The sequence below is a fragment of the Acinetobacter seifertii genome (assembly GCF_016064815.1).
GTDB classification, from domain to species: Bacteria; Pseudomonadota; Gammaproteobacteria; order Pseudomonadales; family Moraxellaceae; genus Acinetobacter; species Acinetobacter seifertii.
Genome location: NZ_CP065820.1, coordinates 2,376,023 through 2,402,279, shown reverse-complemented (window position 1 = coordinate 2,402,279; position 26,257 = coordinate 2,376,023). Strand labels below are relative to the sequence as shown.

Annotated in this window: 24 protein-coding genes, 1 tRNA gene and 1 pseudogene; 10 read left to right on the top strand and 16 right to left on the bottom strand. The window is 34.4% G+C overall.

Features of this window, described 5'->3' with window-relative positions; genetic code table 11:
• The first annotated feature begins 59 nt into the window (after positions 1–59).
• Genes I8T81_RS11120 through I8T81_RS11110 form a run of 3 tightly spaced genes read left to right on the top strand, consistent with a single transcriptional unit; the run spans position 60 to position 2,339 of the window.
• On the top strand, positions 60–902 hold the full coding sequence (locus I8T81_RS11120; RefSeq protein WP_198071178.1) for an amino acid ABC transporter permease: 843 nt from the start codon (positions 60–62) through the stop codon (positions 900–902).
• 2 nt (positions 903–904) lie between these two features.
• Positions 905–1,582 (top strand): amino acid ABC transporter permease, encoded by a 678-nt coding sequence (locus I8T81_RS11115; RefSeq protein WP_002049960.1) that lies wholly within the window; start codon positions 905–907, stop codon positions 1,580–1,582.
• A gap of 13 nt (positions 1,583–1,595) precedes the next feature.
• Entirely contained in the window at positions 1,596–2,339 is a 744-nt protein-coding gene (locus I8T81_RS11110) for an amino acid ABC transporter ATP-binding protein (protein ID WP_019458936.1), read from the top strand.
• A gap of 51 nt (positions 2,340–2,390) precedes the next feature.
• Here the strand turns inward: I8T81_RS11110 and I8T81_RS11105 are convergent, their stop codons facing one another.
• Entirely contained in the window at positions 2,391–3,707 is a 1,317-nt protein-coding gene (locus I8T81_RS11105; RefSeq protein ID WP_198071177.1) for a DcaP family trimeric outer membrane transporter, read from the bottom strand.
• A gap of 347 nt (positions 3,708–4,054) precedes the next feature.
• Here I8T81_RS11105 and I8T81_RS11100 point away from each other — a divergent pair, with 347 nt between their 5' ends.
• A complete protein-coding gene (locus I8T81_RS11100) occupies positions 4,055–4,525 on the top strand; it encodes an Lrp/AsnC family transcriptional regulator (protein ID WP_002050132.1) in 471 nt (156 codons plus the stop codon).
• Positions 4,526–4,568: 43 nt separating this feature from the next.
• On the opposite strand, the gene I8T81_RS11095 is transcribed toward I8T81_RS11100, so the two are convergent.
• The 3 genes from I8T81_RS11095 to I8T81_RS11085 all read right to left on the bottom strand — a co-directional run bounded on the left by I8T81_RS11095 (position 4,569) and on the right by I8T81_RS11085 (position 6,782).
• Positions 4,569–5,318 (bottom strand): YebC/PmpR family DNA-binding transcriptional regulator, encoded by a 750-nt coding sequence (locus tag I8T81_RS11095; protein WP_004702129.1) that lies wholly within the window; start codon positions 5,316–5,318, stop codon positions 4,569–4,571.
• Between the two features lie 162 nt (positions 5,319–5,480).
• Positions 5,481–6,026, bottom strand: a complete 546-nt coding sequence (locus I8T81_RS11090; protein ID WP_039252793.1) for a 1-acyl-sn-glycerol-3-phosphate acyltransferase — start codon at positions 6,024–6,026, stop codon at positions 5,481–5,483.
• A gap of 192 nt (positions 6,027–6,218) precedes the next feature.
• Positions 6,219–6,782 carry a TetR/AcrR family transcriptional regulator gene (locus tag I8T81_RS11085; RefSeq protein WP_019458940.1) on the bottom strand — a complete coding sequence of 188 codons (564 nt, stop codon included), beginning with the start codon at positions 6,780–6,782 and terminating at the stop codon, positions 6,219–6,221.
• Between the two features lie 276 nt (positions 6,783–7,058).
• Here I8T81_RS11085 and I8T81_RS11080 point away from each other — a divergent pair, with 276 nt between their 5' ends.
• Positions 7,059–7,922 carry a heme oxygenase-like domain-containing protein gene (locus I8T81_RS11080; protein ID WP_198071176.1) on the top strand — a complete coding sequence of 288 codons (864 nt, stop codon included), beginning with the start codon at positions 7,059–7,061 and terminating at the stop codon, positions 7,920–7,922.
• A gap of 509 nt (positions 7,923–8,431) precedes the next feature.
• Here the strand turns inward: I8T81_RS11080 and I8T81_RS11075 are convergent.
• The 3 genes and pseudogenes from I8T81_RS11075 to I8T81_RS11065 form a co-directional block, all read right to left on the bottom strand.
• Positions 8,432–9,148 (bottom strand): annotated as a pseudogene (locus tag I8T81_RS11075) (autoinducer binding domain-containing protein).
• 417 nt (positions 9,149–9,565) lie between these two features.
• A complete protein-coding gene (locus tag I8T81_RS11070; RefSeq protein WP_031944963.1) occupies positions 9,566–9,973 on the bottom strand; it encodes a hypothetical protein in 408 nt (135 codons plus the stop codon).
• 866 nt (positions 9,974–10,839) lie between these two features.
• Positions 10,840–10,916 (bottom strand) — tRNA-Ile (locus tag I8T81_RS11065).
• Between the two features lie 160 nt (positions 10,917–11,076).
• Here I8T81_RS11065 and I8T81_RS11060 point away from each other — a divergent pair.
• Positions 11,077–12,303: an integrase family protein gene (locus I8T81_RS11060; RefSeq protein ID WP_198071175.1), complete on the top strand. Its 1,227-nt coding sequence runs from the start codon at positions 11,077–11,079 to the stop codon at positions 12,301–12,303.
• Positions 12,304–12,556: 253 nt separating this feature from the next.
• Here I8T81_RS11060 and I8T81_RS11055 read toward each other — a convergent pair whose 3' ends face one another.
• Positions 12,557–13,456, bottom strand: coding sequence for a LysR family transcriptional regulator (locus tag I8T81_RS11055; protein WP_198071174.1), 900 nt, complete (start codon positions 13,454–13,456; stop codon positions 12,557–12,559).
• Between the two features lie 89 nt (positions 13,457–13,545).
• Between I8T81_RS11055 and I8T81_RS11050 the strand changes: the two genes are divergently transcribed.
• Positions 13,546–13,983 (top strand): PACE efflux transporter, encoded by a 438-nt coding sequence (locus I8T81_RS11050; protein WP_004702112.1) that lies wholly within the window; start codon positions 13,546–13,548, stop codon positions 13,981–13,983.
• A 59-nt stretch (positions 13,984–14,042) separates the two neighbouring features.
• Here I8T81_RS11050 and I8T81_RS11045 read toward each other — a convergent pair whose 3' ends face one another.
• From I8T81_RS11045 to I8T81_RS11035, 3 genes are all read right to left on the bottom strand, one after another.
• A complete protein-coding gene (locus I8T81_RS11045; protein ID WP_198071173.1) occupies positions 14,043–15,458 on the bottom strand; it encodes a purine-cytosine permease family protein in 1,416 nt (471 codons plus the stop codon).
• Positions 15,459–15,710: 252 nt separating this feature from the next.
• Positions 15,711–16,175, bottom strand: coding sequence for a hypothetical protein (locus I8T81_RS11040; RefSeq protein ID WP_100192680.1), 465 nt, complete (start codon positions 16,173–16,175; stop codon positions 15,711–15,713).
• A 114-nt stretch (positions 16,176–16,289) separates the two neighbouring features.
• The gene (locus I8T81_RS11035) at positions 16,290–17,219 is read right to left on the bottom strand and encodes a DMT family transporter (protein ID WP_198071172.1); all 930 of its coding nucleotides are present in this window, start codon (positions 17,217–17,219) and stop codon (positions 16,290–16,292) included.
• 95 nt (positions 17,220–17,314) lie between these two features.
• On the opposite strand from I8T81_RS11035, the gene I8T81_RS11030 reads away from it, so the two are divergent.
• A complete protein-coding gene (locus I8T81_RS11030) occupies positions 17,315–18,166 on the top strand; it encodes a LysR family transcriptional regulator (RefSeq protein ID WP_198071171.1) in 852 nt (283 codons plus the stop codon).
• Between the two features lie 954 nt (positions 18,167–19,120).
• On the opposite strand, the gene I8T81_RS11025 is transcribed toward I8T81_RS11030, so the two are convergent.
• The 4 genes from I8T81_RS11025 to I8T81_RS11010 form a co-directional block, all read right to left on the bottom strand.
• Entirely contained in the window at positions 19,121–20,140 is a 1,020-nt protein-coding gene (locus I8T81_RS11025; RefSeq protein WP_151762330.1) for a fimbrial protein, read from the bottom strand.
• Positions 20,137–22,674: a fimbria/pilus outer membrane usher protein gene (locus tag I8T81_RS11020; RefSeq protein WP_198072769.1), complete on the bottom strand. Its 2,538-nt coding sequence runs from the start codon at positions 22,672–22,674 to the stop codon at positions 20,137–20,139. Before I8T81_RS11020 ends, I8T81_RS11025 begins: the two co-directional genes overlap by 4 nt.
• Before the next feature lie 54 nt (positions 22,675–22,728).
• Entirely contained in the window at positions 22,729–23,469 is a 741-nt protein-coding gene (locus tag I8T81_RS11015; RefSeq protein WP_077166250.1) for a fimbrial biogenesis chaperone, read from the bottom strand.
• Between the two features lie 73 nt (positions 23,470–23,542).
• A complete protein-coding gene (locus tag I8T81_RS11010; RefSeq protein ID WP_191000211.1) occupies positions 23,543–24,079 on the bottom strand; it encodes a fimbrial protein in 537 nt (178 codons plus the stop codon).
• 444 nt (positions 24,080–24,523) lie between these two features.
• Here I8T81_RS11010 and I8T81_RS11005 point away from each other — a divergent pair, with 444 nt between their 5' ends.
• Positions 24,524–24,874, top strand: coding sequence for a hypothetical protein (locus I8T81_RS11005; RefSeq protein WP_004702088.1), 351 nt, complete (start codon positions 24,524–24,526; stop codon positions 24,872–24,874).
• A gap of 64 nt (positions 24,875–24,938) precedes the next feature.
• On the top strand, positions 24,939–25,151 hold the full coding sequence (locus I8T81_RS11000; protein ID WP_004702086.1) for a hypothetical protein: 213 nt from the start codon (positions 24,939–24,941) through the stop codon (positions 25,149–25,151).
• 42 nt (positions 25,152–25,193) lie between these two features.
• On the opposite strand, the gene bioB is transcribed toward I8T81_RS11000, so the two are convergent.
• Positions 25,194–26,183: a biotin synthase BioB gene (gene bioB, locus I8T81_RS10995; RefSeq protein WP_004702085.1), complete on the bottom strand. Its 990-nt coding sequence runs from the start codon at positions 26,181–26,183 to the stop codon at positions 25,194–25,196.
• Between the last annotated feature and the right edge of the window lie 74 nt (positions 26,184–26,257).

Genomic DNA, 26,257 nt, shown 5'->3' with positions numbered 1-26,257 from the left:
TGTAAAACCTCATTTGCACAAGTGGTCTATTTTCTAAGATATTCATTTAAGGGGCAAACATGTCAGTCGGCTCGCTAAACTGGACTATATTCTGTGCGGAGTCTAATGAATATGGTGTCGATAAAGCCGCATGGGCAGAATCAGTTTGTAAAGTCATTGGTAGCTCTAGCTACAATGCTTATGCTGAGGCGCCCACTTGGTTACAAATGTTAGGTTCTGGTGTCTTTACTATGGTATGGACTGCTGTTGTAGCCTTTCTTATCGCATTTTTATTAGGTTCTCTCCTTGGGGTAATTCGTACTTTACCCAACAAACCGCTTGCATTTATCGGCAACTGTTATGTCGAAATATTCCGTAATATTCCTTTAATTGTACAGTTATTCTTCTGGGCTTTTGTATTCCCAGAGTTCTTACCAGATAGTTTAAGTGCCGGAAGTGGAGACGTTGTAGCAGGTGGATGGTGGAAAAACCTTCTAAATCATCATCCTGCTGTTATTGGTGTTTTTGCTTTGGGTCTATATACCGCAGCACGTGTTTCTGAGCATGTAAGAGCGGGGATTAACACAGTTTCTCGCGGACAAAAGTTCGCAGCTTCTGCAATGGGTTTTACAACGGCGCAAAGTTATCGTTATGTGATTTTACCAGTTGCATACCGCACTGTATGGCCAACTATTACTTCAGAAGCAATGAACGTTTTTAAGAACTCAGCAGTTCTATATGCGTTAAGTGTTTTGAACTTCTTCGCTTATACCAAAACCATGCGAGAAGAGACTTCTCAGGATATTATCATTCTTATTCTGTCTACACCGGTTTATTTAATCATTACCTACACCATTAAATTTGTGATGGCATGGATTGAAAAACGTATGGCTGTACCAGGTTTAGGTTCGGGAGGAAAATAATTATGGATTTTTCTCTATTACATAATCCTGATGTTATTGCTGCACTCAAAGAAGGTTTTATCTTCACGCTTACGGTAACGGTACTTGCGATGATGGGAGGGATCCTGATTGGAACTCCATTGGCAATGATGCGTTTATCTAACAGCACAATCGCAAGTAACTTTGCGAAGTTCTATGTCGATCTATTTCGTGGTATTCCATTAATTCAGGTCATCTTTATTTTCTATTTTTTGTTGCCGAAAATATTTGAGTTTCAATCAGATACTTATTGGGGGCCATTATTTTCGAGTGTTGTGACCTTTGCTATTTTTGAAGCTGCATTTTTCTCGGAAATTGTACGTTCCGGTATTCAGTCTATTTCAAAAGGTCAGGTCAATGCAGGCTACGCTTTAGGTTTCACCTATGGTCAATCTATGCGTTATGTGGTGTTACCGCAGGCCTTCCGTAATATGCTCCCAGTATTACTTACTCAAACCATTATTCTCTTTCAGGATGTGTCATTAGTCTATGTGATTAGTGCACCAGACTTCTTAGGTCGTGCAGATACATTGGCTAATACCTATGGTCCTGAAACAAAAGCAACATTCTACTTAATCGTCGCTGTGGTGTATTTCTGTAGCTCGTTTGTACTATCGCAATTAGTCAAACGCTTACAGAAAAAAATTGCCATCATTCGCTAATTGGAGATTTTAAATGCCAATGATAGACATCCAACATATCTCTAAATGGTATGGTGATTTTCAGGTTTTAACAGATTGCACGACGAGTATTGAAAAAGGTGATGTCGTTGTTGTTTGCGGGCCATCTGGTTCAGGAAAATCAACGCTCATTAAAACCGTAAATGCTTTAGAACCATTTCAGCAAGGTGACATTATTGTTGATGGGGTTTCATTAAAAGATCCAAAAACTGATCTTGCAAAATTCCGTTCTCGCGTAGGAATGGTGTTTCAGCACTTTGAACTTTTTCCGCACATGACAGTTTTGGAAAATTTAACGATTGCTCAAGTGAAGGTATTAAAACGCTCAGTTGCTGAAGCTCGGGAAAAGGGACTTAAGTATCTGGAACGAGTTGGGTTACTTGCGCATAAAGATAAATTTCCAGGACAACTTTCTGGTGGACAACAACAACGTGTTGCAATTGCTCGCGGATTATCTATGGACCCAGTCTGTATGTTGTTTGATGAACCTACTTCGGCACTCGACCCTGAAATGGTAGGAGAAGTGCTTGAAGTGATGGTACAACTTGCAAATGAAGGTATGACCATGATGTGTGTTACTCATGAAATGGGTTTTGCTAAACGAGTATCGAACCGTTTAATTTTCATGGATGAAGGGAAAATTCTTGAAGATTGTCCAACCAATGAATTTTTTGATAATTTAGAGGCTCGTCACGAGCGCGCTAAACTTTTCTTAGAGAAAATTCAGGCAATGCATTAATTGTGACAATAAAAAAAGAGCCTTTAAAGGCTCTTTTTTTATATCTAGCTTTTAGAAATTATATTTAGCAAGTAAATTTATACGTGAGTAATCGCCTTTATCACCTGCAAATGTTTCACGCTGGCCGTAAGTGTATTCTGCACCTAAGTCAATGTTCTTAACTGGGTTCCAGATTAAATTAACCAGCGCATTATAAATTTCTTTGTTATAGCTGGTGTTATTTAAATTAGTATTGGCATATGTGCTGTCATCTTTATACTGAACTCCGCCAATTGCGAAAGTAGAACGTAATATTGGATTCCATTTGCGTTGATAGCCAATAACAGCGCTATCAAATTCTCCTAAGTTGATATCTTGACTAACTGTGTCATATGCATAAGCAGAGTTGCTATAAGATAAATATCGACCATCGCCTTTAACATGATAGTAATTCGCCATAACACTATCTTGAGGGGTAATATCATACTTTCCGCCTATGCCGACACCCCAACCAAATTTTTCTTCAGATGAACTATCTTTAGGTGCGACACGGTTTTCGTGAGCAAGCCCATGAAGTTGTAATAAGCCTTTATTATCGGCAGTTTTAAAATCATAACGCGTTGTTAGAGCAGGGAAACGGCTTCCACCCGCAACATTTCCTACTTTTTCAACATCGCCACCTTCTAAAGCAAATAAGATTTTTTGTTGCGCATCAATCGGCTGGGTATAGCGGACTTGTACGGTACGGGTTGTTCCTGTGCCCACTGCACCTGTAAAGTCTAATGTTTCTGGAGATGTATCGGTATTTACGAAAGGTGAAGTCGTTTGACCTGCTAACCATTTACCTAAAGACATATAAGCATGGCGTACACGGAAAGTTCCACTGCCATTGTCGCCATTACCCCCCATAAAGTCGGCTTCAATTTTTCCGGTTAAATCACCATATTGGGTAGGTCGAAGAATATCTAGACCAATACGTGTAGTTGCAGCAGATACATTTAAAGAATTTTGTCTTGGATCATCTTTATTTAATGGGTAATTGGCTGCATTTGAAATGCTTCCATTTGAACCTTTAAAGTCATAAGTTGCATCTACTCGTACGTTTCCATAGAGCTTAACTTGAGTTTGTCCATCAGGCATTTGCATCCATCCAGGTTTGCCTTGTGGAGCAGGTGGATTTGCCACAGTTGCAGTTTGTGGAGCTGCTGGAGTATTAGCTGCAAGTGCTGTTTTTTGCTGACTTGATAGTTGCTGAACCAGTTGTTTTAATTCACCGACCTCTTTGCGTAAAGCATCTACTTCTGCATCAGTAGCAGCATGGGCTGGCACCATTATACCTGTTAGGCTAACAGCACTCATGGCAAGAACTAAAGTTTTGATTTTTTTCACAGGTATTCCCCACATCGGATATAAAATTTTTCCAATATCTGCATATCAAAAACAGTGCCAACTTTTTGAAATTCTGAAAAGTAATTGATTTTATTTAGAAAATACTCATTATTCTTAAATAACATATTGTTTTACTAATGTGTTAAATGAAAAGTTGAAAGGATATAAGGCTATAAACCATTCCAAATGCGCTATAAACGTCATACTACTGCACAGTTAACAGGCACAGGTTTGGTCAACATATTGAAGTAAAGCTTAATTCTTTTTTTAATCGTGTTTGATTTTTAAAGTAGACTTGGCTTTAGGATATACTGTTCACTTATAAAGAGTACTGATTGGAGAAAAGAATGGAGTTAGACCGTTTTGATAAACAAATTCTGGAAATTTTGTCTCATGAAGACCTGAATTTGAATGAGCTCTCAGAACGGATTAATCTTTCAGTTAGCTCTGTTCATCGCCGCATTAAGCACTTAATTGAAGCTAATATCATGGGACAGCTTAAAAGAGAAATTAACTTTAGCAAATTGGGTTTTACCTTACATATTTTGCTACAAGTCTCTTTAAGTAAACATGATAGCGAGACCTTTGATAAATTCCTCTCTGAAATTGAAGCTATTCCTGAAGTTACAAATGCATTTTTAGTCACTGGTCAAAGTGCCGACTTTATTCTTGAATTGGTCGCACGTAATATGGATGACTACAGCGAAATTTTATTAAGACGGATTGGTAAAATTGACAATGTCGTCGCTCTACATTCGAGCTTTGTGATTAAAGAGTACAATGTGTTTAACTGTTATAACTTATTAAATAAGCTATAAAAAAACGCACCAATCGGTGCGTTTTTTAATTTCAATGTTTGGTTTAAGCATCTAATTGAGCTAAAACTTCATCTGAGAATTCAACGTTTGTATAAACGTTTTGTACATCATCAAGATCTTCAAACATATCGATCATTTTGAGAATTTGTTTTGCTTGGTCAACATCTGTAATTTCAGCTTTAGTTGAAGGGCTCATTACAACTTCAGCGTTATCAGATTTTAAGCCCGCAGCAGCGAGAGCATCTTGAACATCACCAAAAGTTTCTGGTGAAGTAATGACTAAAATTTCATCTTCTGAAACTTCAATATCTTCTGCACCAGCTTCTAGAGCAACTTCCATGATTTTATCTTCTAAAGAGACATCTTCAAAAGTAATTTCACCACGCTTAGTAAATAGATAAGATACAGAACCCGCAGTTCCTAAATTACCATTTGTTTTACTAAAACAGTGACGTACATCTGGCACTGTACGGTTTAGGTTATCTGTCATTGTTTCAATAAGAACAGCAACACCACCAACGCCATAACCTTCGTAAGTTACTTCTTTTAAATCATCATTATCTTCACCACCCACACCGCGTTGAATCGCACGGTTAATGGTGTCACGTGTCATATTGACAGAAAGTGCTTTTTCGACAACAGCACGAAGGCGAGGGTTACTAGCAGCATCTCCACCACCAAGTCTGGCAGCAGTCACAATTTCACGAATATATTTAGTAAAAACTTTACCGCGACTTGCATCTTGTTTAGCTTTACGATGCTTAATATTGGCCCATTTAGAATGACCCGCCATGGAAGTGAACTCCAAAAATTAAAAAATGCAAAAGTGCCAGAATATTATCATAGGCATGGTTTTCTTGAAAACTGTTGTCCTATGTTTTGTTAACCAATTAAGCACGCTTTGAGAGTCTAAATTTAGCTAAAAAAATAGACTCGAAGTTTGTGACTAAATTGGTTAGCTAATCTTTACATCAATATCATATTGCGCATAGAGTTCTTTAATTGTTTCAAGATCCTTTTGCAAATCTGAAGGGTAAATTTTGCCTAAAATACCGCCTTTTTTTGTTCTTGCATTTGCGTACATCAGTACGATTGGCACATTAGCAGCTTTAGCAATATGCCAGAATCCAGTACGGATAGGTCTGCGTTCAGATCCATCTTTTGCACGTGTTGCTTCAGGTGCAATGACTAGATTAAATGTATCGTGACTTTGAAATTTTTCGACCATTTGAGAGACAATATCTTTACTCGCTTTTCGATCTACAGGTATTCCACCTAATTTCTCAAGAATAGGCTTCATTGGACCTTTGAAAAGTTCCTTTTTTATTAAAGTATGAATTTTTAGGTCTAACATTTGAAACAGAGCAATAGATAAGATTGCATCCAAATTGGAAGTATGCTCAAAACCAATAATAACTTGTTTTTTCTCAAGAATTGTAGGATCTACATCATAGGTCCAACCAACTGCTTTAAAGATAGAATTGCCTAAAAACTTTTTCATAGAGATGTGGGAGACAATAAGGATGCGGAATTCTAATATGAGTTTGTCCAAAAAGGTAGAAAATTATCACTGCAGTAAATTTCATTTATTTTAATATTAATACTCAATAAACTTTATATTTATTAGTGCTATATTTTAACTAGTCAATATAAAAATATATAATATATTGGTTTGGGATTAACTTTTATCAGTTCAACTAAGATTTTCAGTTTTAATTAAATACTCGATATATTGCCATTTTTTGTTAGGATCAATCAAATCTTTATCAATTGTTCCATCAATGATAATCCCATCAATAACTGAGATAAGCATATGGGTAAGCGGAGTAGGGTTTTCAATACCAAGCTCTACTAATAAACTATTTAATAAATTGATTAACCAATTTGTATATTCTTGAAATGGTTCTCGAATTGAAGTGTATTGTTTAGATACTTCAATAAATGCCTTCTTAAATAGGCAGCCGTTAAAGTTTTCACTGTTAATCCAGTCGATATACCAATTAAAAATCAGATGTATTTTTTCAAGTGGCTCTGCATCTGGATGTGCATTCAACCTTTCATAAATAGAATTTTGTATATTAATGTTTCTATGCTCTAGGCACTCCATGATTAAACTTTCTTTAGAAGGAAAGTATTTATAAAAAGTCATCTTGGCGACATTTGATTCAGCAATAATTCTATCTACGCCCGTAGCGTTATAACCTATTTTATTAAAAAGGTTTAAAGCAGTATTTATAATATCTTCTTTTTTTGACATTATTTTTCCAGATAGTTAGAACTAATTATGAGTTGGCATAGCTTTTGATTTTTTAATCAATTTGATCATAATCAAAAACATAGTTTGATTCAAGTTAATATTATAAAAATAATCTTTATTATTTTTAAATTTTTTTTAATATTCTATTTGATTTAATATAATTTTAATTCTAAGATTGATTTTTAACAAAAGGAGTTTGGGTTTTAGCGTAATTCTTTGTTTTTAAAATAAAATATGGAAATCAGATAACTTTAATAAGTTTAACGAGAGTGAATTATGCCAAAAAAATTTGAGAACTTTAATAATCCTAGGAAAAAGGCACTCGCAGGGATGAAACAAAGCATTTCAGCTGAGCTTTGGGATAAAAATCTAGACTTTTTAAACCAATTAAGAGTTAAGATTTCAAAACATCCTGTTTCTCATCATCCCGCAATAGAAATTTTAAACAATGGAGAAATCAGTAAACAAAATTTAAAGCGTATTCATTTAGAGTATCGCCATGCAATTGTACAAACTTTTACAGATGCTTTATTAATGGCTCAATATCAGACAAAGCAATTAGAACCTAAATTGCATGCTGGAGCCAAAATGTTCCCGCGTTTTCTTTTAAGTCTGAATATATTTGATGAGTTCGGATTCAGGCCTGGTGCTGACCGAGATGGTTATTATCAAGGAAACCCTGAATATGCTCATTATCCATTATTTGAAGATGTTTTGAATGATTTTGGAGTAACTGAAGAGGAGCGTCGCAACTATAAGCCAACAGAAATCGCGCATCAGGTGAGAGATTTTTTAGAGAATTCTTATAATGACTATAAAGCTGTTTCTGCTTTATTAGCTGTGGCTGAAGAAGAGGTGATTTTGTATAGTCCACCTTTGCGTAAAGCAACCAGTGCTGTCGGTATAGATGTCGAGGGTGGTGGTTATTACCATGTTCATGGCATTTCTGAAGATGAAACTGCCGAGGCAGCAGATGATGATCATGAAGAAGATTTATGGTTCATTTTGATGCAGGCTTGTACTGAAGAAGACTATATTTATTTAGAAAATCTATGCCTTGAATATTGTAATTTGTGGGAAAAATTTTGGGATGTTCAAATGGAGATATCAAAATCAATGCCTAAACAAAATTTGGCTTAAGAATATCTCAAATATTGAACTCATAATTTATAATAAGCATAAATACTAAAAGGAATATTGAAAATATGGAAATAGCAAAACTCTTTTAGTCTTTAAGTGAGCAATCTTTGAATCGTGTAGTGCTATTCAATTGTATTTTAAGATATTCAGAATTATAAAACCCCCAAAATTAAATTTTTAGGGGGTTAAATTTGGCTAGCTAATGAATTAGAGAACTTAAATATTTTTATTTAAACTTAGATTAATCAGTTGTTTATGATGTTTCTCTATGTCATTTGTAGTTTGGTTTAGTGCTATTTAGGGGCAGATGTATTCTGATCATTGTAAAATCGGAATATCCTTATAATGAGATTGTATTTGCATAATATTGTTGGTCAATTCAATCAATAAATATGAGTTTATCCCTAGTATATTAATAATTTATAAGAGTTTACGAGTGGCGGTAGATCTACATTATTTTTTTTAAATGTTGATTTATATTAGCTTGCTAAATTGATTTCGATGCAAATTTATAACAATCCTAGCATTATTGCTCGAATGACTGCTGAAATTTTATTGTTTACATTGAGTTTTTGCATTGCATTCACCACATGAAAAGTTACGGTTCTCTCACTAATAGATAGAATTAGCGCGATTTCTGAAGCGGTTTTTCCTTCTGCACTCCAACGCAATACCTCTTTTTCTCTGTTAGATAACTTAAGATTTAAATCACGGAACTCTTGGTCATTCACGATTTTGGCAAGACTACTATGCAGCATTTGAGCAAGCCAAAACATTTTTGAGGATTGCGATTTTTGTTCTTGTTCGGAAATTGGATCGGCTGATCTGGCAAGTGTAAGCATGCCTTGCGTACCAATTAAATCTCGACATGATTGTGACCAACCAACGCTCAAGCCTTATGATTCTGCTTCTTCCCAAAAATCTTTTGGTGATTGTTTATTTGCTTTTTGGCTAGACCAAATAAGTGGTTTTAATGAGCTTAGACAATGGCGTACTGTTGGATCAATAACAATATACCGATGCTGAGCATAACGTTGCTGCCATTCTTCGGGATAGTTATTTAATAAGATTAACTTAGGTTGAGTAATAGAGAGTGGGATATGCATACCATACGCACAATAGTTATATCCCAGCTGCAAGCTAATGGATTTGGCTGTATCAAACAGCTGATCAGTATCTTTTGCATTTAAAGATGCAGAAAGCAGATCTTCTTGCCAATTTTCCATGTTTTCCCCTTGTCCTTAATGCATAAAATTTTATTAAAAGTATTTGATTTTATGGTCAAGTATTCCCTTGATAGGATTTTTATAACTCCAAATTATTGGTATTAATTGGTTAATAAATAAACTGCATGAGTGGTCCTTGCTGCTTTGACTTCGGTCTCACCAATTCACCATTAATAATATAATAGGTTTTAAATTGTATATTAATTATACATTATATTTAATCTTTAATTAAAGCTAAGTTTTTACCTGCGAACAAAAGCTAATCATGAATAAGAAGTAAAAGCTCCTGTCTTTTAATTATAAATGATGCATTTATTTTGATTGCCCTTAAATATGAAAATTCGTGTAGATGACAAAAAGTATGAATCTGCTGCACTATAAAATTATAGTGCAGCAGATTGATGTGATTGGTTAGATTTAACAAGAACCCCAAACAACACCAGACCAAACAGGATTGTTGTTAAGATAGAGTGTAATTTTTAAACCTTTTGGGATACCCCATGTTGTACAAACATCACCACAGACTTTTAGTGTGGCGCCAATTGGAATACTAATAGGAGATGGGAAGCAAATTTGCCCAATGATTGGAAAGTTGAAGCATATTTTGTTTGTTTTTGGATCATAAGAAGCTGAAACACAAGCTTGAAGGTTTAATGCTTGAACTCCAGCTGAATCTAGTTGGCTTTTGAGGCCTTCTACAGTTATATTATTTTCAGCTGTTAAGTTATTATTGTCACTTGCTAAATTAGCGTTTGCAGGTTGATTTTCAAATCCGACTTTTGTGTAGTCAGGGATCACGTCTTTTTCACATTGACATTTGCTCATTTTAATACTTCCTTTTAAATTTTCGTACTCGTCTGGCTTTTCCGAAATTCGCCCCATTTATTTTTTGTGGTTTCTGGAATCCACAGTCACTCCGTTATGGAATGATTTCTTGTAGGTAGATGCATTTTAGGATTCTGTGATATCAATACATCTGCTTATTCTTTGATCAAAATTTAATGGTTTTTTTGAAAGGAAATAACTGTAATTTTTTACGGTTTTTAAGCAAAAAATGATGTTTTTGAGTTTTGAAAGGGGCAAGTTCAATCAGTTGAACTTTTTAACGATGATAAGAAGGTGTAATGATTTAATTATGTAATTTTCACTGTTGTTTTTTCACAATCATTTATATTTGGAACTAAGAAAAATTCTTTAAAAACAAATATTTTTTGTTTTAAGCTACAAAGTATGGCTTTATTAAATAATGAAATAGACTAGCGTACTCATGATGGGTAATTGTCTTAAGTGAAAATTTTTAACTACAGCCTGACGTGTTATTAGTAGGAAGTTGAGAACATTCATAGGGAGATGAATATAAATACTTTTATTGTCTATCATGCACAGTTCAAGAAAACATTATGAAACCGCTTGTGCTAATAGGAAAAGGGGTAAGTAGCTGAAATTTTAAATTTTCCGAAGATAGATCGTTTTACTTTCTTTTTTAGTTATGAGGTATTGAATGATAGGACAGATATTTAATACTGATAAGAAAGACAAGATATTTAAAAATTAAATAGTGTGAAGTTTGACCTATAAACCAACGGATTATTAAAATTATGAACCACTGAAAAGATATAAAGATCCAGATGTTCTGAAAAATAGAAGACATTAAAAAACCTCATAACCTAAAAGATTATGAGGTTCGAATTTGGTGGGCCCACCGTGACTTGAACACGGGACCAACGGATTATGAGTCCGCTGCTCTAACCAACTGAGCTATAGGCCCTATAAGAAAGAAAAGCTTTTATTCTCAAGGCTTTTCAGTGCCTGCAATACTAATCAATTTTTTGTTTAAACACAAGTATTTTTCAAAACTAGATATGCAGTAGACCTGAAAAATATTTTGATATATTGTTAATTATCACAAGCGATACGGATTTTAGCTTATGAGCACTTCACGAGTAAAGCTAACCAAGTCATTTATTGATCAACTTAAACTCATTCCAGCAATTTATCGCGACAATGAGATTATCGGCTTTGCTATTCGTGTGAATAATTCTTATAAAACATATATTATAGAGAAGAAAATAAAGGGTAAATCTATACGTTGCAAAATAGCTGACTATGAAAAAATTACTCTTGAAGACGCACGTGTACTTGCACGGCAAAAGTTAAAAGATTTATCTGATACCAGTCTTGCTTGTATTAAAAATGATGAAATATTAAAAAATAATTTAAATAAGGAATATTATCAGCCCACTCTAGCAGAGTCTTTCCAAGCCTATATCGATCATCATAAACTGAAAGAAAGAACACTTGCTGATTATAAAGAAGTTATAGAAAAATACTTAATAGACTTGAAGGAACTTAAATTAATTTATATTACTGAACAAATGGTTATAGATAAGTATACTCAGCTATCTAAAAGTAGTTATGCAAAAGCCAATTTGTCTATGCGTGTTCTGCGAGCTATTTATCATTTTTCAGTAAAATATTATAAAAATACACAAACTACAATCCCAATCATGAACCCGATTGCTTTACTGAATTCAAGAGAAGTATGGCAAGAAATCCCAGCTCGAAATGATTATATTGATATAGATAATTTAAAAAAATGGGTTCATACAATAGTTGAATATAAAAATAGGGAGAAGGAGAATGAAACAAATAAAGATTTTTTATTCACGCTTGTCCTAACTGGACTTCTTAGAAATGAGTGTGAGTGTTTGCGTTGGGAAGATCTGGATTTACACCAAGGAACACTTTCTTTTATAAATACTTATAATAATGAGAGTTATAAACTTTATATGGGTGATTTTCTATGGCTTTTAATGAAAAAACGTAAAATTCAAATGGAGGGAGAGTGGGTTTTTCCATCTGCTAAATCTAAAACTGGTCATATTGTTAATATTTCTAAATTCCGAAAAAAGATAAATGAACAAAGTAATATTTCTTTTACTTTTCAAGATTTACGTAGAACATTTAACTTTATTGCAAGTAATTTAATTAATGAACCTATATTTATAAAAAACACAAATAAAAAGAAAATAATATTAGAATCTGACCATGTTGTTCATGATCAAGATATGCGTCACAAAATGAATAAAATTGAACAAATCGTTTTAAGTTCATATAGAGATGAACTTATTGCATTAATGAACATCAATTCCTAAGAACTTTTATTCTCAAAAATAAAAAAACACAGAACTGACACCACTTATCAAATAAGTCTAAGTTTTGTATGTAAAACACAGAATGAATATTTCTTCACATTTTTCACAACTATTTGTAATTGATAAATTTTATACTTGACTAAATCACTTGGAATTTATACAGTACCAGAGTATTTTCTCATAATTATTAATATTGCTTAGTCCTGAAATACAGTAAGAAGCCTATTCACTATGAATAGGCTTTTTGCTTTTTTTAATTGGTAAGCTTAGATAAGCTTGATTGAATAGTTTGAACAAGTTCTCTTGCTGCTTTTGATAAGGGTTTATCTTGGAGCCAAATAAGATAAATAGAGAGCGGCAAATGATTTTTTGTATTTTTAAAATCTAGTTGAACTAAATGCCCCTGTTCAATTTTTTCTTTTACTAAAGATAAAGGAAAATTTCCCCAGCCTAAACCTGCCTCGACCATATTAATAGCGGTTTGTAAATTATTGGTTTTCCAATACATTGCTCCAACGATTGAACGTGAGTCCTGCATATTTAATTCAGTACTTGCGACCACAATTTGTCGGACATTAATTAATTCTTCAATAGAAATGAGCTTGTTCTTTTGTTTTAAAAATGGATGATCAACAGAAATTGTGGCAACTAAAGTTTCATTCATAACTAATTGTAAGCTTTCACGCATTTTTATATTGAGATCTGAACCTGCAAGGCAAAGACTAATATTTTCTGTATAGAGCAAATTGAGTATATCGTCTTGTGGAGCAGTAATAATTTCTATATTGAGTAACGGAAATTTATCAGCCAATTGTTTTATCGCTTTAAGAAGTAAATCGGTGTTGGCATCTGAAACAACACCAATTTTCAGTTTACTTTCTAGTCCTAGAGAGAGCTCATACGCATGGGTACCTAATAATCTAAGTTGTTCAGCAATAATTCGTGCTTGAGGTTCTAATGCTAAAGCCGCAGAAGTAGGAATCACTTTACGGTGAGTACGTTCAAATAGATGATAACCAAGCTCCGCTTCGATATTGGCAATAGCCATACTCACTGCTGACGGTACTCGACTTAAATTGCGGGCCGCAGCGGAAAAAGATCCGGTATCTAACACAGTTAAGAAAAGCTCGATATTTTCGCTATTAAAATTCATTTTGATATCAGTACAACTGAAAGCTGTTAACTTTAATTGTGATTTTAACTGAAACTAAAATAAAAGTAAGTTAGAAAAGTTGATTGGTTATGCAAGGTTTAAAGCGTCGTATTGTTTATGTTTCTTCATATGAAGTTATTGGAATGGTAATTTCATCGGTAGGTTTAGCACTTTTGGCTGGAGACAGTGTAGAGCATACTGGCCCACTTTCAGTGATGATTACGACCATCGCGGTAACATGGAACTTTATTTACAACATTCTTTACGAAAAGTGGGAAGCTCGGCAAGACAGTAAGTCACGTACTGTTAAACGTAGAATCGTACACGCGATCGGATTTCAAATCACTTTAGTGATATTCTTAATTCCGCTTATTGCATGGTGGATGGATATTTCTCTCGTTGCAGCATTCTGGCTAGATGTTGCCTTTATTATCATCATTCCAATTTATACATTTATATTTAACTGGACGTTCGATAAATTATTCGGATTACCTGTTTCTGCACAGATTAAGCCTATTCAAGAATAGATAAAATTTCAAAGAGATATCAAAGTATTGATCTATTAACTTTGATATCTCACTTGAAATTATTTGATTTGTTCAAGCTCAAGATTTTTTGAAACTTTTATTTGAGCTTTTTTTGCTAGCACATAATATAAAATTGCAGTCGATAACAATCCAACTAACCATGATAAATCAATACCACCTAACATCTCAGCAATTTGTCCTTTGTAGAATTTACTGTCAATAAAGGGAAGCTGAAGTAATATGCCAAGAAAATAGCAACTAATGCCAATGGTGTTCCAGCGGCCATATTTTCCATTCGGGTCATATAGTGCGTCTACATCACATTCTTCTTTAGAAATAAAATAATAATCAACTAAATTAATTGCACTCCAAGGAATGAAGAATGTCAGAAGAAATAAAATAAAAGCTTTGAATGCACTTAAGAAGGTATGTTCACCTACAACTGCAATGAATGTCGAGATTAAAACCATTGCAAGAACAATGATAAGTCGGGTTAGTTTTGAAATTTGTCCAGTTGGTTTAAAGCTATTCCAAATGGTCGCTATACACATAAAACTGCCATAAGCATTGAGTGTCGATAAAGTGACCTTTCCAAAAGCAATACTAAAATATAAGAAAGTAATGATGAGAGCGAAGGGATTCATACCTACAACATACTGAACTTCATTACCAACAAAACCACCATTTGAGACTTGAGCAATTAATACACCAAGTGTCATGGAAATTTGTGAGCCGATCAAAGAGCCAAGACCAACTGCCCAAAATACCCGAGTTGAAGAGGTTTTTGTTGGTAAATAACGCGAGTAGTCGGCAACATAAGGCCCGAATGAAATTTGCCAAGAAGCCGAAAGAGAAACTGCTAATAGAAATGATGACCAGCTAAAGTGGCGTACAGCAAGCAATTCTGAAAAATTCGAGAGGGCCAAAATTTGAGTAAGAATAATAACAAAAGCAATTAAACCGATAATGCTTGCGACTTTTCCTACCCAATGAATTAAGCGATAACCAATCGTTGCAAATGCAATAATGAAACAAGCATAAATTAAAATACCTGTTGTATTACTGACGTGTGTAAGGTGTGCAAGTGCTTTGCCTGCGAGTACTTCACCAGTTGCGGTAAAGCCAATATACATCAGGCAAACCAGAATAATAGGAATACATGCACCATAGACCCCAAATTGCACCCGACTCGAAATCATTTGGGGAAGGCCAAGTTTTGGTCCCTGAGCTGCATGCAAAGCCATAACAGCCGCACCAAAGCACTGTCCAATAAATAGTCCAATGATTGACCAAAACACATCACCGCCTAATACGACGGCTAAAGCACCCGTGACAATCGCTGTAATCTGTAAATTAGCACCAAACCAAAGGGTAAATTGGGCGAATATACTGCCGTGCCTTTCATTTTCAGGAATAAAGTCAATACTGCGGTTTTCAACAAACCCATTTTTAGATGTTCCTGTTGCTGAATCCATATAACACTCTCCTTATCCTTTAAGAGCTTTTCTTTTATTTGAGTTTATTTTGTACAAACAAATACAAACATGTATATACAAGTAATTTTAGAAAGAAGCAATGGGTCAGTGAAATCACACTTATAAAATTTTTATGTCTATAAGTTTAAATACAATGGAAAATTCAACGGGGCTATAATCATTTTTATAAGTATGAAAATGTTTAATCAAAAAGTTAATTTCATAAAAAAGCCCTCCAATGAGGGCAGATAGTCAGACTTCAGCATCAAGAATGGCCTGAAAAAAAACAGGTAGTTCTGAAAATTGAACTAATTGAGTTTTATCATCATGTTTATAATAGTATTGATAATGCGGTGTTTCAAAAGCACTATCGAGATATTGAGTTGCATCGGAAAATTGGGCTTTGGCAACAGGTTTGTCTTTTTTAAATTTAACAATGATAGGATTTACAGAATTTAATTTAACGGGTACACCATTTTCAAACTTGGCAGTTTCAATGAGTAAAGAGATTTTAAAGTCACCAAATACAGCACAAAATTGGCCTCCTTTTTCTGTTTTAATTTCACGATCGTGAAACAGTTCTTTAAATAAATCTTTTAACGATTCTCTGTGCTTGTCTAAGGCTAATTGAAAATCATGATCTTGCTGTTCTAGTTTCTCTTGCTCTTCTTTTAGCAATTTGGCCTGTTTTTCGATTGTTGTAAAATCCAAATTCATCTTAATTTCTCCTTGTTGTATTTTTAAAACTATATATGGCAGCCATTTGTTAAGTTTTAAAGAAACATACAATCTTTGTTACAACGCAATAATTAAGATGAATTTGTGTGACTACTATTTCGTACAAGGTTTAGCCATAAGTGTCGGACGCTTAATGTGAATAAACCCACCACTGCTTAGCACACCGAGCATGACCAAAACAGTACCTATAAGCTGCCAGATATTAAGTGCCTGACCAGCCAATAGTGCCACCAACATACTAAAAACTGGAACAAAGTTAAAAAAGATTGATGCTCGGCCTGCGCCTAGTTTTTGAATGCCATTAAACCAAAATAAATAAGCAATCATGGTAGAGCAAATAATGACGTAACCCATTGCCAAGTGTGAAGTAATAGGTGCCATAACTACTGCTTTGATTGGATGTTCGAAAATTAGGCTTAATGTGATTAAAGTCAAAGCACCGAACAACATAGAAAAAGTTGTAGTTTCTAGAGGTGTAGCATTTTTTACATAGCGACGTGATAACACATTGGCTAAACAAAAACTGATACCACCGAGTAAGATAAATAAGTCACCGATTGCTATTTTTAAATGAAGTAGCGTTGATAGATGACCATGACTAATAACAAAAAGCACTCCACTTAAACCAAATACAACACTAATAGATTTAGCAAGTGTTAATTTTTCTCCATCAAGCAAAATTGCTAACAATAGAGTAATCAGTGGAGTAGTTGCCATGATTAAAGCACCATTGACTGCCGATGTTGTTTGTAAACCGTAGAAACAGCCTATATTAAAACCAGCAATACCTATAATTCCAATAAGCAGATAGATAAGTAAATTCTGCCGCAAAGCATCCCAACGCAATTTACCCGTAGCCGCAAAAATAATAGATAGCCCAAGGCTTGCAAGTGTAAAGCGCTCAGCTGCTGCTGAAAGTGGAGGCATATGTTGGATGATATAAGACATTGCATTAAATGCTGAGCCCCAAAACAGCATTGTGATCACAACGCCTGTATAGGCATAAACCATTGTTTTATTCATGATGGGACTCCGAAAAAAGAATGTCTCTATTCTGAGTAATCACTTAAAGGTGTACAATTCCATATTAATTCATCTTTGATGTGAAAATTTGCACAATGATTGATTGGGAAAATTTACATTACTTTTCAGTTTTTTCAGAAGAGAAATCACTTTCAGCTGCCGCAAGAAAGTTGGGAGTCGACCATGCTACTGTTGCAAGAAGAATCGCACAATTAGAACAGAACTTAAAATTAAAGCTAGTTGATCGTAGGCCACGTACATACGTACTTACTTCAGATGGAGAGCGGCTTGCTCAAGTTGTAGCTCGTATGATGGAAGAAACTTTTTCCATTGAGAGACTTGCTCAGGCTGGACAGCAGGAAGTTACAGGTACTGTTTCTATTAGTATGCCTCCGTTAACTGCTGCTCACCTCATCATGCCTCAACTTGGAAAGTTTTATCGCCATTATCCGCAGTTAAAATTACGTGTACTTGGTGATGTTCATTATGTATCTTTGCTGCATAGCGAAGCGGATATAGCTGTGCGATTTGGACGACCTAAAGATGATTATTTAGTTGCTCGTAAAGTTGGGGAAATCCCTTTTGGAATATATGCTGCTCCAAATTACTTAGCTGCTACGAGTGAAGAAAATTATGAATGGATTAGTGTGGAGGTCGGTGGTGTACATGGACAAAAACAACAAAAATTAAAAGAAAGATTAAATAATAAAGAGCCGATTATGATGACTAATCATCCTGAGTTGCAATGGAGAGCCGCATGTGGGGAAGTGGGTTTAGCTGTTTTGCCTGATTTTTTAGGTGGTCTTGGTAACTTAGAGAAACTTCCAGATGACCAGCCGATGAGTGCAGAAATCTGGTTGGTGACTCATGAGGATTTAAGGCATAGCCCAGCTGTGCGAGTAGCAATTGATTTTCTTGTGAGTTGTTTTGAGTCTTTTAAAGTCTAGATTTCGTTAATTAAAAATGAGTTTATCTTAATCAATTTAAAAGCTGCTGTAGTTCAGCAGCTCCTTCAATTTGACAGATCTTCCCAAGCTCACTTTTATTCCTCTACGTAAATAAGATTGGTCCCGATCAGAGTTAAAATTAATGTTTTAATGCTTCTGGTTGCCACGTTACTTAAATTATTCAGGGAAGTGACCTGCATCTTCTCGCCCTTGTTTTAAAGCTAGAAAAAAACATAGTAGAAAAAGTAAACCAATAAAAAACAAGAAAAAATCTAGATTGCTAATACCAAAACCAATTGCCGAAGCCCCTAAGCTTAATAATAAAATGCAAAATATTTTCCAAAAAATGAGCATGCTGTTTTGTTGTAAACATTTGAAGTTAGACTGTAATTGAAGAATATTTAAAGATTTTTTTATGTTTTTTTTCTTATAGGTTGTGTAAAACTTTATAATTTTTAGACTTTAAATACAGTGAAATGACATTCAGCATTAAAAAAAAACGATGTAATAGATTTTTTAGATATATTGAACATTAATCTTTGTAAATTTCAAATTTTCTTAATTAATAGAATGGTAATTCTTTAGAAAGTCTGTAGAATAGTGATATTGAATTTTATTTTTAATTTAATTGTATTTAAAATTAACCAGTTAGGTGTGTTTATCAAACCTTTGTTAAAAAAAAGACTTGATATTTAAGTTAAATTTTGGAATTATAGTGATGCAAATTGTGATCTATTTCCCACAATTTGTATTTCAGGTTAAGTGGTTATCACTAATGCTCATTGGCTTTATTCGCTGATGAGCATTTTTTTAATTTATTAGTTAGTAAAATTTAAAAATTGTCATTATTTAAAATCCTTTTTATTTAGTGTTAATTAAAAATAATAGTTTATATAGCTTTATTCACACTACAAATAGTGACGTAATAAAACTCAGTTTTGTATAAGTTTACAGCTAATCATATTGAATGGTTACAGTTGCATTAGCTTTGACTTCACCCGCTGTAACAGTAGTTGCTGTTTGATAGTAACGTGCTGTTAAAGGCACATCATATTCTACAGTTTGATTAGAACTTACAGTACCAATATCTAGTGGGTTCCCTTTTTGAATAGGGCTGTTCGCACCATTCATATTCCATAAAAGCTCTACACCAACGCCGTTCGCTTTTGTTGAATCAGCAGCACTATTATTAATAACCTGATTATTTGAGCTATCCGAATTATAGTCAAAGCTTAAGCTCAATGAATTGCTGGTAGGTACTCCTGAGTTATTCTCGCCTCCATTACAAAGAATAGATAGGTTAAAGTTTTTTTCACCTTGCGTTGAACCAATAGCTCTAAAACCTGATTTTGTTACTGTGGGAAGTTGCACAACAGTATTTGGACCATTTTGAATTTCACAAGATGATGATGCAATTAGAATAGGGGAGCTACCTAGTACTGTGGTTGTTAAGAACGGACGGTTTTGTTGTCCTGCCACATAGTAGGTACTATATCGACCTGTCACCAATGCACCGGAACCTGTAGTGGCAGCAGTTTTAATAATTTCCAGAACAATGTAGCCTGGTGAAAGTGTATAGGTTGTGTGAGGCGTCAATGTAAGTTTATAAGGGTAATAGCCAGAAGCGTTTGAAGAGTCTGTTACTTCACGATAAATTCGAATGCCTATACCCGGAATGTTTGTAGCATATACATTGTTGCCTATTGAGCTAATTGGATAATTTAGTGGTAATGCTGCTGTAATTTGGTCACCTGGACGGTTACACGTTGCCGTAGAATTATTTGGCGAAATCGTAAAAGTATTTTTTTGTAGAACTGTGCCTATTGGATCAGTCGGACGAACGATAATCGTACCAATTGTTATAGGAATATCTACTGTAGTAAAACCTTTGCTTAAAGTGCAGTTTGCATAAGCTTGGTTATAAATAAATAGACTAGTTACTAATAAGCCACTTTTCATTAGTACTTTTTTCATTTGCAGATTGCCTCTGTCATAATAATTGATTGTTTTTCCTGAGAGATTTTTGATTGAATGTCATATTCAAGTTGACATTCCTCATTATTCCTTTCACCCCACCTCACATACAGATGATCGTGGATTAGAGGTGTACGTAAATAAATTCGACTACCTTGGGCGACCATCCCAACTAATTCTTTGTTTTGGTTAAAAACTTGTGCTGCAAAAGGAAGATGAGTACCCGTTGAAGTTTGGGTATTAATGAAAAGTGCATATCCAGTTTTTGTCGAGAAATTTACCTTGGTGATGGACCCAGCATAAGGTGCTATACGATGACTTGTTTCTGAAAGCTCCACATTTGAAGGCATGCCTTGAGGATCTAAACTAATGTCATTTAAGCGATAAGGCGTAACATAGGGAATAACAGCATATCCTTGCTTATTAATACTTAAACCTGTTGTATTACCTATCCGTGCACCGGTAGCCTCAGGAGCATAGACCAATACCATCGTTTGGGCCTGGTCAGGTCCAAATAAAATACCTTGAGAGTGGGCAACAATGTTTCCATTTAAATTGATCATTTCTTGTTGATATGTATCGGATTGACTATAAGAAGCTCCTACGGTGGTGTAGTTAGTACGATAGTTGCCATTAATATTTATGCTTGTCTGAGCTTGATCTTGATATGTAACAGATGAACCATAGTCGAAGCGGTTGCCGATATAACCACTCATTCCTAAAGTTTTACTATCTTCTGAAATAGAGCTATTAAAATTAACCGTATTCTTCTTAAATTTGAGTGGAAAGGATAATGACAATAAATATTGTGTCTCATGTCCTGAATCTTGTTTTTCTAAGTCAAGTTCATGCCTAACTGCAGAAATACTGTAAGTTAAATCTTTAAACTGATTACTGTATCCAAATTGAAATTGTTGATTGCGATTAGGTTGATTCCAGTAATTAATCCAAGAACCCACTAAGTAAAAATTACCCCATTGGTTCGGAAGACCTTGGTTTAATGTGATCTGAAATTCACTTTTTTGTTTCCCTACTGAAAAACTATCTATATTTCGTTGTTGTAAATCTTGGATTAATATTGAATCTCTTAACTTTAAATAATTTTCTGTTGAATATCTGTATGTTGCTACAGTTAGGTTAGTGCGAGTTGGGGTAAATAATCGATTGTAACTTAGACGATAACTTTGCCCTTTGAGGGTAGGACTTTGGTCAAAATCAGCTTTTGATTGAGTTACATCAAATGCAATTGCACCAATTGGTGTCGCAAAAGCGCTACCTATTAAAAATGACTGATAATGTTCAGCAGATTGAAAACCTGCATAGCTTGTTAAATAGTTGTTTATACCTCTTTGGTATTTACCTTGTATCAGCCACGGTTTTAAATCGATATTCGCATCTCTAAACTGCCCTAAGGTAAAAGAATATCGACTCATTTTGGGACGAAGCATTTCTACTACAGATGCATAGGGAATGGAGAACTTTTGAATTTCTCCATTTGTTTCGTGTACAGAAACTTGTAGTTCACCACCAAAACCGGTGGGATAAAGATCGTTGATTTCAAAACTTCCCGGGGTAATGGTAGTTTGATAAATTAAATTTCCCTGTTGGCGTACCTCTACTTTTGCATTGGTTTTTGCATAACCTCGAATTTGAGGAGCATATCCAAGCATACTGTTCGGAAGCATGCGGTCATCACTTGATAGGTTAATACCCCGATAAGGAAGAGCCTCAAGAAAATTACTATTTGTAAAATAATCTCCTACAGTTACGACGCTATTTAATTTAGGAAAGGCTTTTTGGGCGTAGGTATTATTTGATGTATAAGAAGAATTCTTATTCTGTATTTCATTATGATCTTGCCATTTCCATTGTCCAGTGTGGCGTAATTGCCAGTCGTACAAATTTATCCCAACATTTGTACTCATAAAAGCATGATTTGTTTCATGATCATTATTTACAATGCGATAAGCAGAGGCGTTGTATGAAAAAAAAGCGGCGTTTATGCCACGATCCCATAAGCGTGGATCGACATATCCTTGAGCATTTTTCTGCAAAGCGACCTGTGGGATTGAAATATCGAGCCTAAGACGAGCCGTATCAAATTGATAAAAGGCATCTTTGATCCATTTTTCTAAATCATTACAGGTAGGTAAATTATTTGCTTCTCTATCAAGAGTTTCTGATTTAACCCCATATTCCAAAAGCATATCTGCCGTAAAACAGGTTTTTGCATTTTCATTGGAGTTTGTAGTCTTAAAAAGAAACTTTCTTTTACCGAACCATTGTCCATTAATATATACATCAAGACTATATTCGCCAGGTAAAATAGGGTTGCCGTATTTAAATCGACCAATATCAATTTTCTGCGCATTTCCTACTAAAAAATTAGTATCAAAGTCAGCTTTTAACGCATTTTCGTTATTGATATTGTCAGAAGCATATACAGCCAAAGGCACATTAATTGCGATGCTTAACACTAAATAATATGTACTTCGCTTTTTTAAGCAAATATGGGGTATGAACCACTCTGACATCATCTTTATGCCTATTCATGGATAGGTGTTTAAATTTAAAAATGGTAAATAAAATTAGAACTTGATTACTTGTTCAACTCGACCACCGTAATCATTTATGTAAACAAAACGCATATTTGTTATATTGCTATTTTTAAGTTTTATGTGATCTTCAGAAAAAGGAGAAAGCATTAAACCTTGCTTTAACAAATCTATTTTTTGATGATTTACTTCTTGAAAAATGGAACTTAATGTAACGTGAAAAGGTGTTGGGTTTTTAATAAGCAAATTATCTTCATTTTTTATCCATTGAATTTTTTCACCCACTGTATCAATACTCTCTTTTAAATTTACAGGTCGATAAAAGAATTTAATTCGAGAGCGTATGGCTAATTGAAGGAAATTATTAGTTAATATTTCATTATTTTCTTGTTTTTTCCCTTCTGGTCTTGGGGGAATATCTAATACATTAAGCCAAAATATACTTTCCTTATTTTGATTTAATTGTGATGCATTGGGTAATGCCGTAATTCTTAAAGTTTGCCCTTTAGACGGTTCGACTCTTGAAATAGGAGGTGTAATAATAAAAGGTACATTCGACTCATCTGGCGTAGATTTTGGATTTCCATCATCAATCCAAGCTTGAATCAGTGAAGGTGTTGTTCCGTTATTGCTTAGCTGTAAGCTAACTTCTCGAGCATCCGATGGATATACTACACGCGTGCCATGTAGTACTACTTCAGCATGCGCTGTAATAGCAATAGCTGCTTGAAGACAAGCCATTCCCCAAAAAAATTTACGACCACTAAAAAGCATGAGTCATATTCTCAATATAATAAACAATAGATGAGATATAGCTTCTATTTGATAATAGAAGCTGATTTTTAGTTTATTGATAAATAATGGTGTATTTAACTTGTGAAGTTACGGTACCAGCAGTCGATACACCCGTCGCATAATATTCAGCATAGTAATTAAGGTCAGCATTACCACCAGCTGAAACATCTACCCACTGTGAGTTATCTTGTGCGCCTGAAGCACCTTTAGCAAGTACAGGAATTACTGCATTATTGCTTCCTAATAACTGAATATTGACATTAGTAGCTGCACTAGTTGTCGCTTGGTTTAATAAGCGTCCACTATTAAAATCGACTGTTGCACCCGGTTCAAAATAAGTTGCAACTTTACCAGCTGAAGCACAATTCGTTAAATTGATTTGGAAGGGGGTACGTCCAGCAATATCACCAACATTTTTTAAAGATTGAGATGATACTGTAGGTAAATTTACGGTTAGATTTTTATCACCTGTATCAATCGTACAAGTATTATCGGTTACTAAACCATTAATAGTAATTGTGCCATCCGCAGCCTGTGCAGTGGCAATATTAAAAATAGAAGTTGCTGCTATAAAAATAAGCTTTTTCATAAATTCCCCAGAATATTTTATAAAGTAGATTTATTACTCTTCAGTGCTTTTATTCTGATCAAGTAACGCCGTGGAAATATAGCACCTTTCAAGTAAAAAACAAGAATTACATTATATTTTTATGTATTTTGATTGGTTGTTTTTTATGTGAAATTTTGTTTTAAAATTTAATTTATACCAGATGGTAAAATAATTAAGTTTTATTTTGTTAAAATAAAATTGATAATAATTTTCATTTAAGTTGTTGAATTTAATTAATTTAAGTTTTTCTTTAGAAAACAATACAAATTATTTATAAAATATTTTATTAAGTATCTGTTTTTTATTAATAAAAATAATTTGTTTATGTTGTATGAAGATATTTGTTTTTTTAAGAATTTTTTAAGGTTTAATTCCTAGTGTTTTAGTTGTGATTCAATAAAAGATCGTCTGGAGTTTATTTCCATGAACAGCATGAAATACAGTTATAAACCAAATTATTTTTTCTTTGCCCATAAATTAGTCTTATTCTTAAAGGACTATTTACTTAAACATCCCACAGAACAGAATACGACGTTTAATTTACAAACAATTTATGACATCTTTAGTCATGATTTAGCGTCTAGTACAACGAATCTTGAGGGTATTCTAAATATTGCGGATGAATACGTGTTTGAAACTGAAGAAGGCTTACTTCCATTGATTAGTAAACATTCAATCAATCTTAAGAATCATGTGCTATCTTTGGAGTTTTCTCCTCAGGCTTTAGCAAGTTTGTTATCGGGACATTCGCTTGTGAATCCTAAAGCTGCTTAGACTCTCTTTTAAGGTAGGGTTAACTCATATAGAATTCATAAATATTTATTTTTAAGAGTGATTTATGAGTAAAGACTTTAAAGCCTTAACTTATATTGCGGATGAGAACGTAGCAGATACAGTGACTTGGCTCATGCATCACCAAGATGTTTTTGAAACTTTCCACTTTGATGTGCTGAGCCAAGAGTTATCGGTTACACATGCAGCAGGTAGGGATATTATTCGAGTTGGAACTTTTCTGAATGCGACTTATGGAATACTAGTAACATCTATATAAAAAAAGCCCTGAATGATCAGGGCTTTTGAATTCTTGATGCTATTAAGCACTCATCGCATCTACCGATAGATCAGCAACAGTTGGTTTTGGCTTTTCAGCAGTTAAACCAAGTTTGTTAAATAATGCTTGGTCTTTACCTTCACCAGCATTTGGAGTGGTAAGCAATTTATCACCCGAGAACAGAGAGTTCGCACCTGCCATAAATGCTAAAGCTTGATCTGAATCACTTAAAGATTCACGGCCTGCAGAGAGACGGATATAACTATGTGGCATAATGATACGTGCAACTGCAATAGTACGGATCCATTCAATTACATCAAGCTTTTCAACATCAGCTAAAGGTGTTCCTTCGATTGGAACAAGCATGTTAATTGGCACAGATTCAGGATGAATCGGTAGAGTAGCTAGTTCATGCAATAGACCAATACGATCTTCACGGCTTTCGCCTAAACCCACAATACCGCCGCTACAAACTTTCATACCAGCTTGACGAACATAATCAAGTGTATTCAAACGATCATCAAAAGTACGAGTACTGATAATGTGAGAATAGTATTCACGAGAGGTATCTAAGTTATGGTTGTAATAATCTAAACCAGCAACTTTCAGGCGCTCAGCTTGAGATTGATTAAGCATACCTAAAGTCATACAGGTTTCCATACCTAATGCTTTAACTTCGCGTACCATTTCTAAAACATAAGGCATATCGCGTTCATGTGGGTTACGCCAAGCAGCACCCATACAAAAACGTGAAGAACCTGAATCTTTTGCAGCTTTCGCTTCACTAATTACTTTTTCTACAGCAATACGCTTTTCTGCTTCTAGTTTTGATTCGTAATGTGCCGATTGTGAGCAGTATTTGCAATCTTCAGGACATTTACCCGTTTTAATAGATAACAGGGTACTGACCTGAATTGTATTGGCAGTGAAGTGCTCGCGGTGTACTTGTTGAGCCTTGAAAACTAAATCCAAAAAAGGTTGTTCATATAAAGCTTGGATTTCTTCACGATTCCAATCATTACGTAGAGTCATTGTCATATCCATGATGATGGCATTAATTCACTGTACATAATCATACAGAATTCGTATTAAAGCTATAGGGCAAA

Excerpts from the sequence above, each read along its gene's own strand:
- I8T81_RS11100 (WP_002050132.1), top strand. The coding sequence starts at position 4,055 with ATGGAGTTAGACCGTTTTGATAAACAAATTCTGGAAATTTTGTCTCAT.
- I8T81_RS11110 (WP_019458936.1), top strand. The coding sequence starts at position 1,596 with ATGCCAATGATAGACATCCAACATATCTCTAAATGGTATGGTGATTTT.
- I8T81_RS11035 (WP_198071172.1), bottom strand. The coding sequence starts at position 17,219 with ATGAATAAAACAATGGTTTATGCCTATACAGGCGTTGTGATCACAATG.
- I8T81_RS11010 (WP_191000211.1), bottom strand. The coding sequence starts at position 24,079 with ATGAAAAAGCTTATTTTTATAGCAGCAACTTCTATTTTTAATATTGCC.
- bioB (WP_004702085.1), bottom strand. The coding sequence starts at position 26,183 with ATGACTCTACGTAATGATTGGAATCGTGAAGAAATCCAAGCTTTATAT.
- I8T81_RS11020 (WP_198072769.1), bottom strand. The coding sequence starts at position 22,674 with ATGTCAGAGTGGTTCATACCCCATATTTGCTTAAAAAAGCGAAGTACA.
- I8T81_RS11115 (WP_002049960.1), top strand. The coding sequence starts at position 905 with ATGGATTTTTCTCTATTACATAATCCTGATGTTATTGCTGCACTCAAA.
- I8T81_RS11060 (WP_198071175.1), top strand. The coding sequence starts at position 11,077 with ATGAGCACTTCACGAGTAAAGCTAACCAAGTCATTTATTGATCAACTT.
- I8T81_RS11090 (WP_039252793.1), bottom strand. The coding sequence starts at position 6,026 with ATGAAAAAGTTTTTAGGCAATTCTATCTTTAAAGCAGTTGGTTGGACC.
- I8T81_RS11085 (WP_019458940.1), bottom strand. The coding sequence starts at position 6,782 with ATGTCAAAAAAAGAAGATATTATAAATACTGCTTTAAACCTTTTTAAT.
- I8T81_RS11040 (WP_100192680.1), bottom strand. The coding sequence starts at position 16,175 with ATGAATTTGGATTTTACAACAATCGAAAAACAGGCCAAATTGCTAAAA.
- I8T81_RS11095 (WP_004702129.1), bottom strand. The coding sequence starts at position 5,318 with ATGGCGGGTCATTCTAAATGGGCCAATATTAAGCATCGTAAAGCTAAA.
- I8T81_RS11055 (WP_198071174.1), bottom strand. The coding sequence starts at position 13,456 with ATGAATTTTAATAGCGAAAATATCGAGCTTTTCTTAACTGTGTTAGAT.
- I8T81_RS11000 (WP_004702086.1), top strand. The coding sequence starts at position 24,939 with ATGAGTAAAGACTTTAAAGCCTTAACTTATATTGCGGATGAGAACGTA.
- I8T81_RS11120 (WP_198071178.1), top strand. The coding sequence starts at position 60 with ATGTCAGTCGGCTCGCTAAACTGGACTATATTCTGTGCGGAGTCTAAT.
- I8T81_RS11005 (WP_004702088.1), top strand. The coding sequence starts at position 24,524 with ATGAACAGCATGAAATACAGTTATAAACCAAATTATTTTTTCTTTGCC.
- I8T81_RS11030 (WP_198071171.1), top strand. The coding sequence starts at position 17,315 with ATGATTGATTGGGAAAATTTACATTACTTTTCAGTTTTTTCAGAAGAG.
- I8T81_RS11050 (WP_004702112.1), top strand. The coding sequence starts at position 13,546 with ATGCAAGGTTTAAAGCGTCGTATTGTTTATGTTTCTTCATATGAAGTT.
- I8T81_RS11080 (WP_198071176.1), top strand. The coding sequence starts at position 7,059 with ATGCCAAAAAAATTTGAGAACTTTAATAATCCTAGGAAAAAGGCACTC.
- I8T81_RS11025 (WP_151762330.1), bottom strand. The coding sequence starts at position 20,140 with ATGAAAAAAGTACTAATGAAAAGTGGCTTATTAGTAACTAGTCTATTT.
- I8T81_RS11070 (WP_031944963.1), bottom strand. The coding sequence starts at position 9,973 with ATGAGCAAATGTCAATGTGAAAAAGACGTGATCCCTGACTACACAAAA.
- I8T81_RS11015 (WP_077166250.1), bottom strand. The coding sequence starts at position 23,469 with ATGCTTTTTAGTGGTCGTAAATTTTTTTGGGGAATGGCTTGTCTTCAA.
- I8T81_RS11045 (WP_198071173.1), bottom strand. The coding sequence starts at position 15,458 with ATGGATTCAGCAACAGGAACATCTAAAAATGGGTTTGTTGAAAACCGC.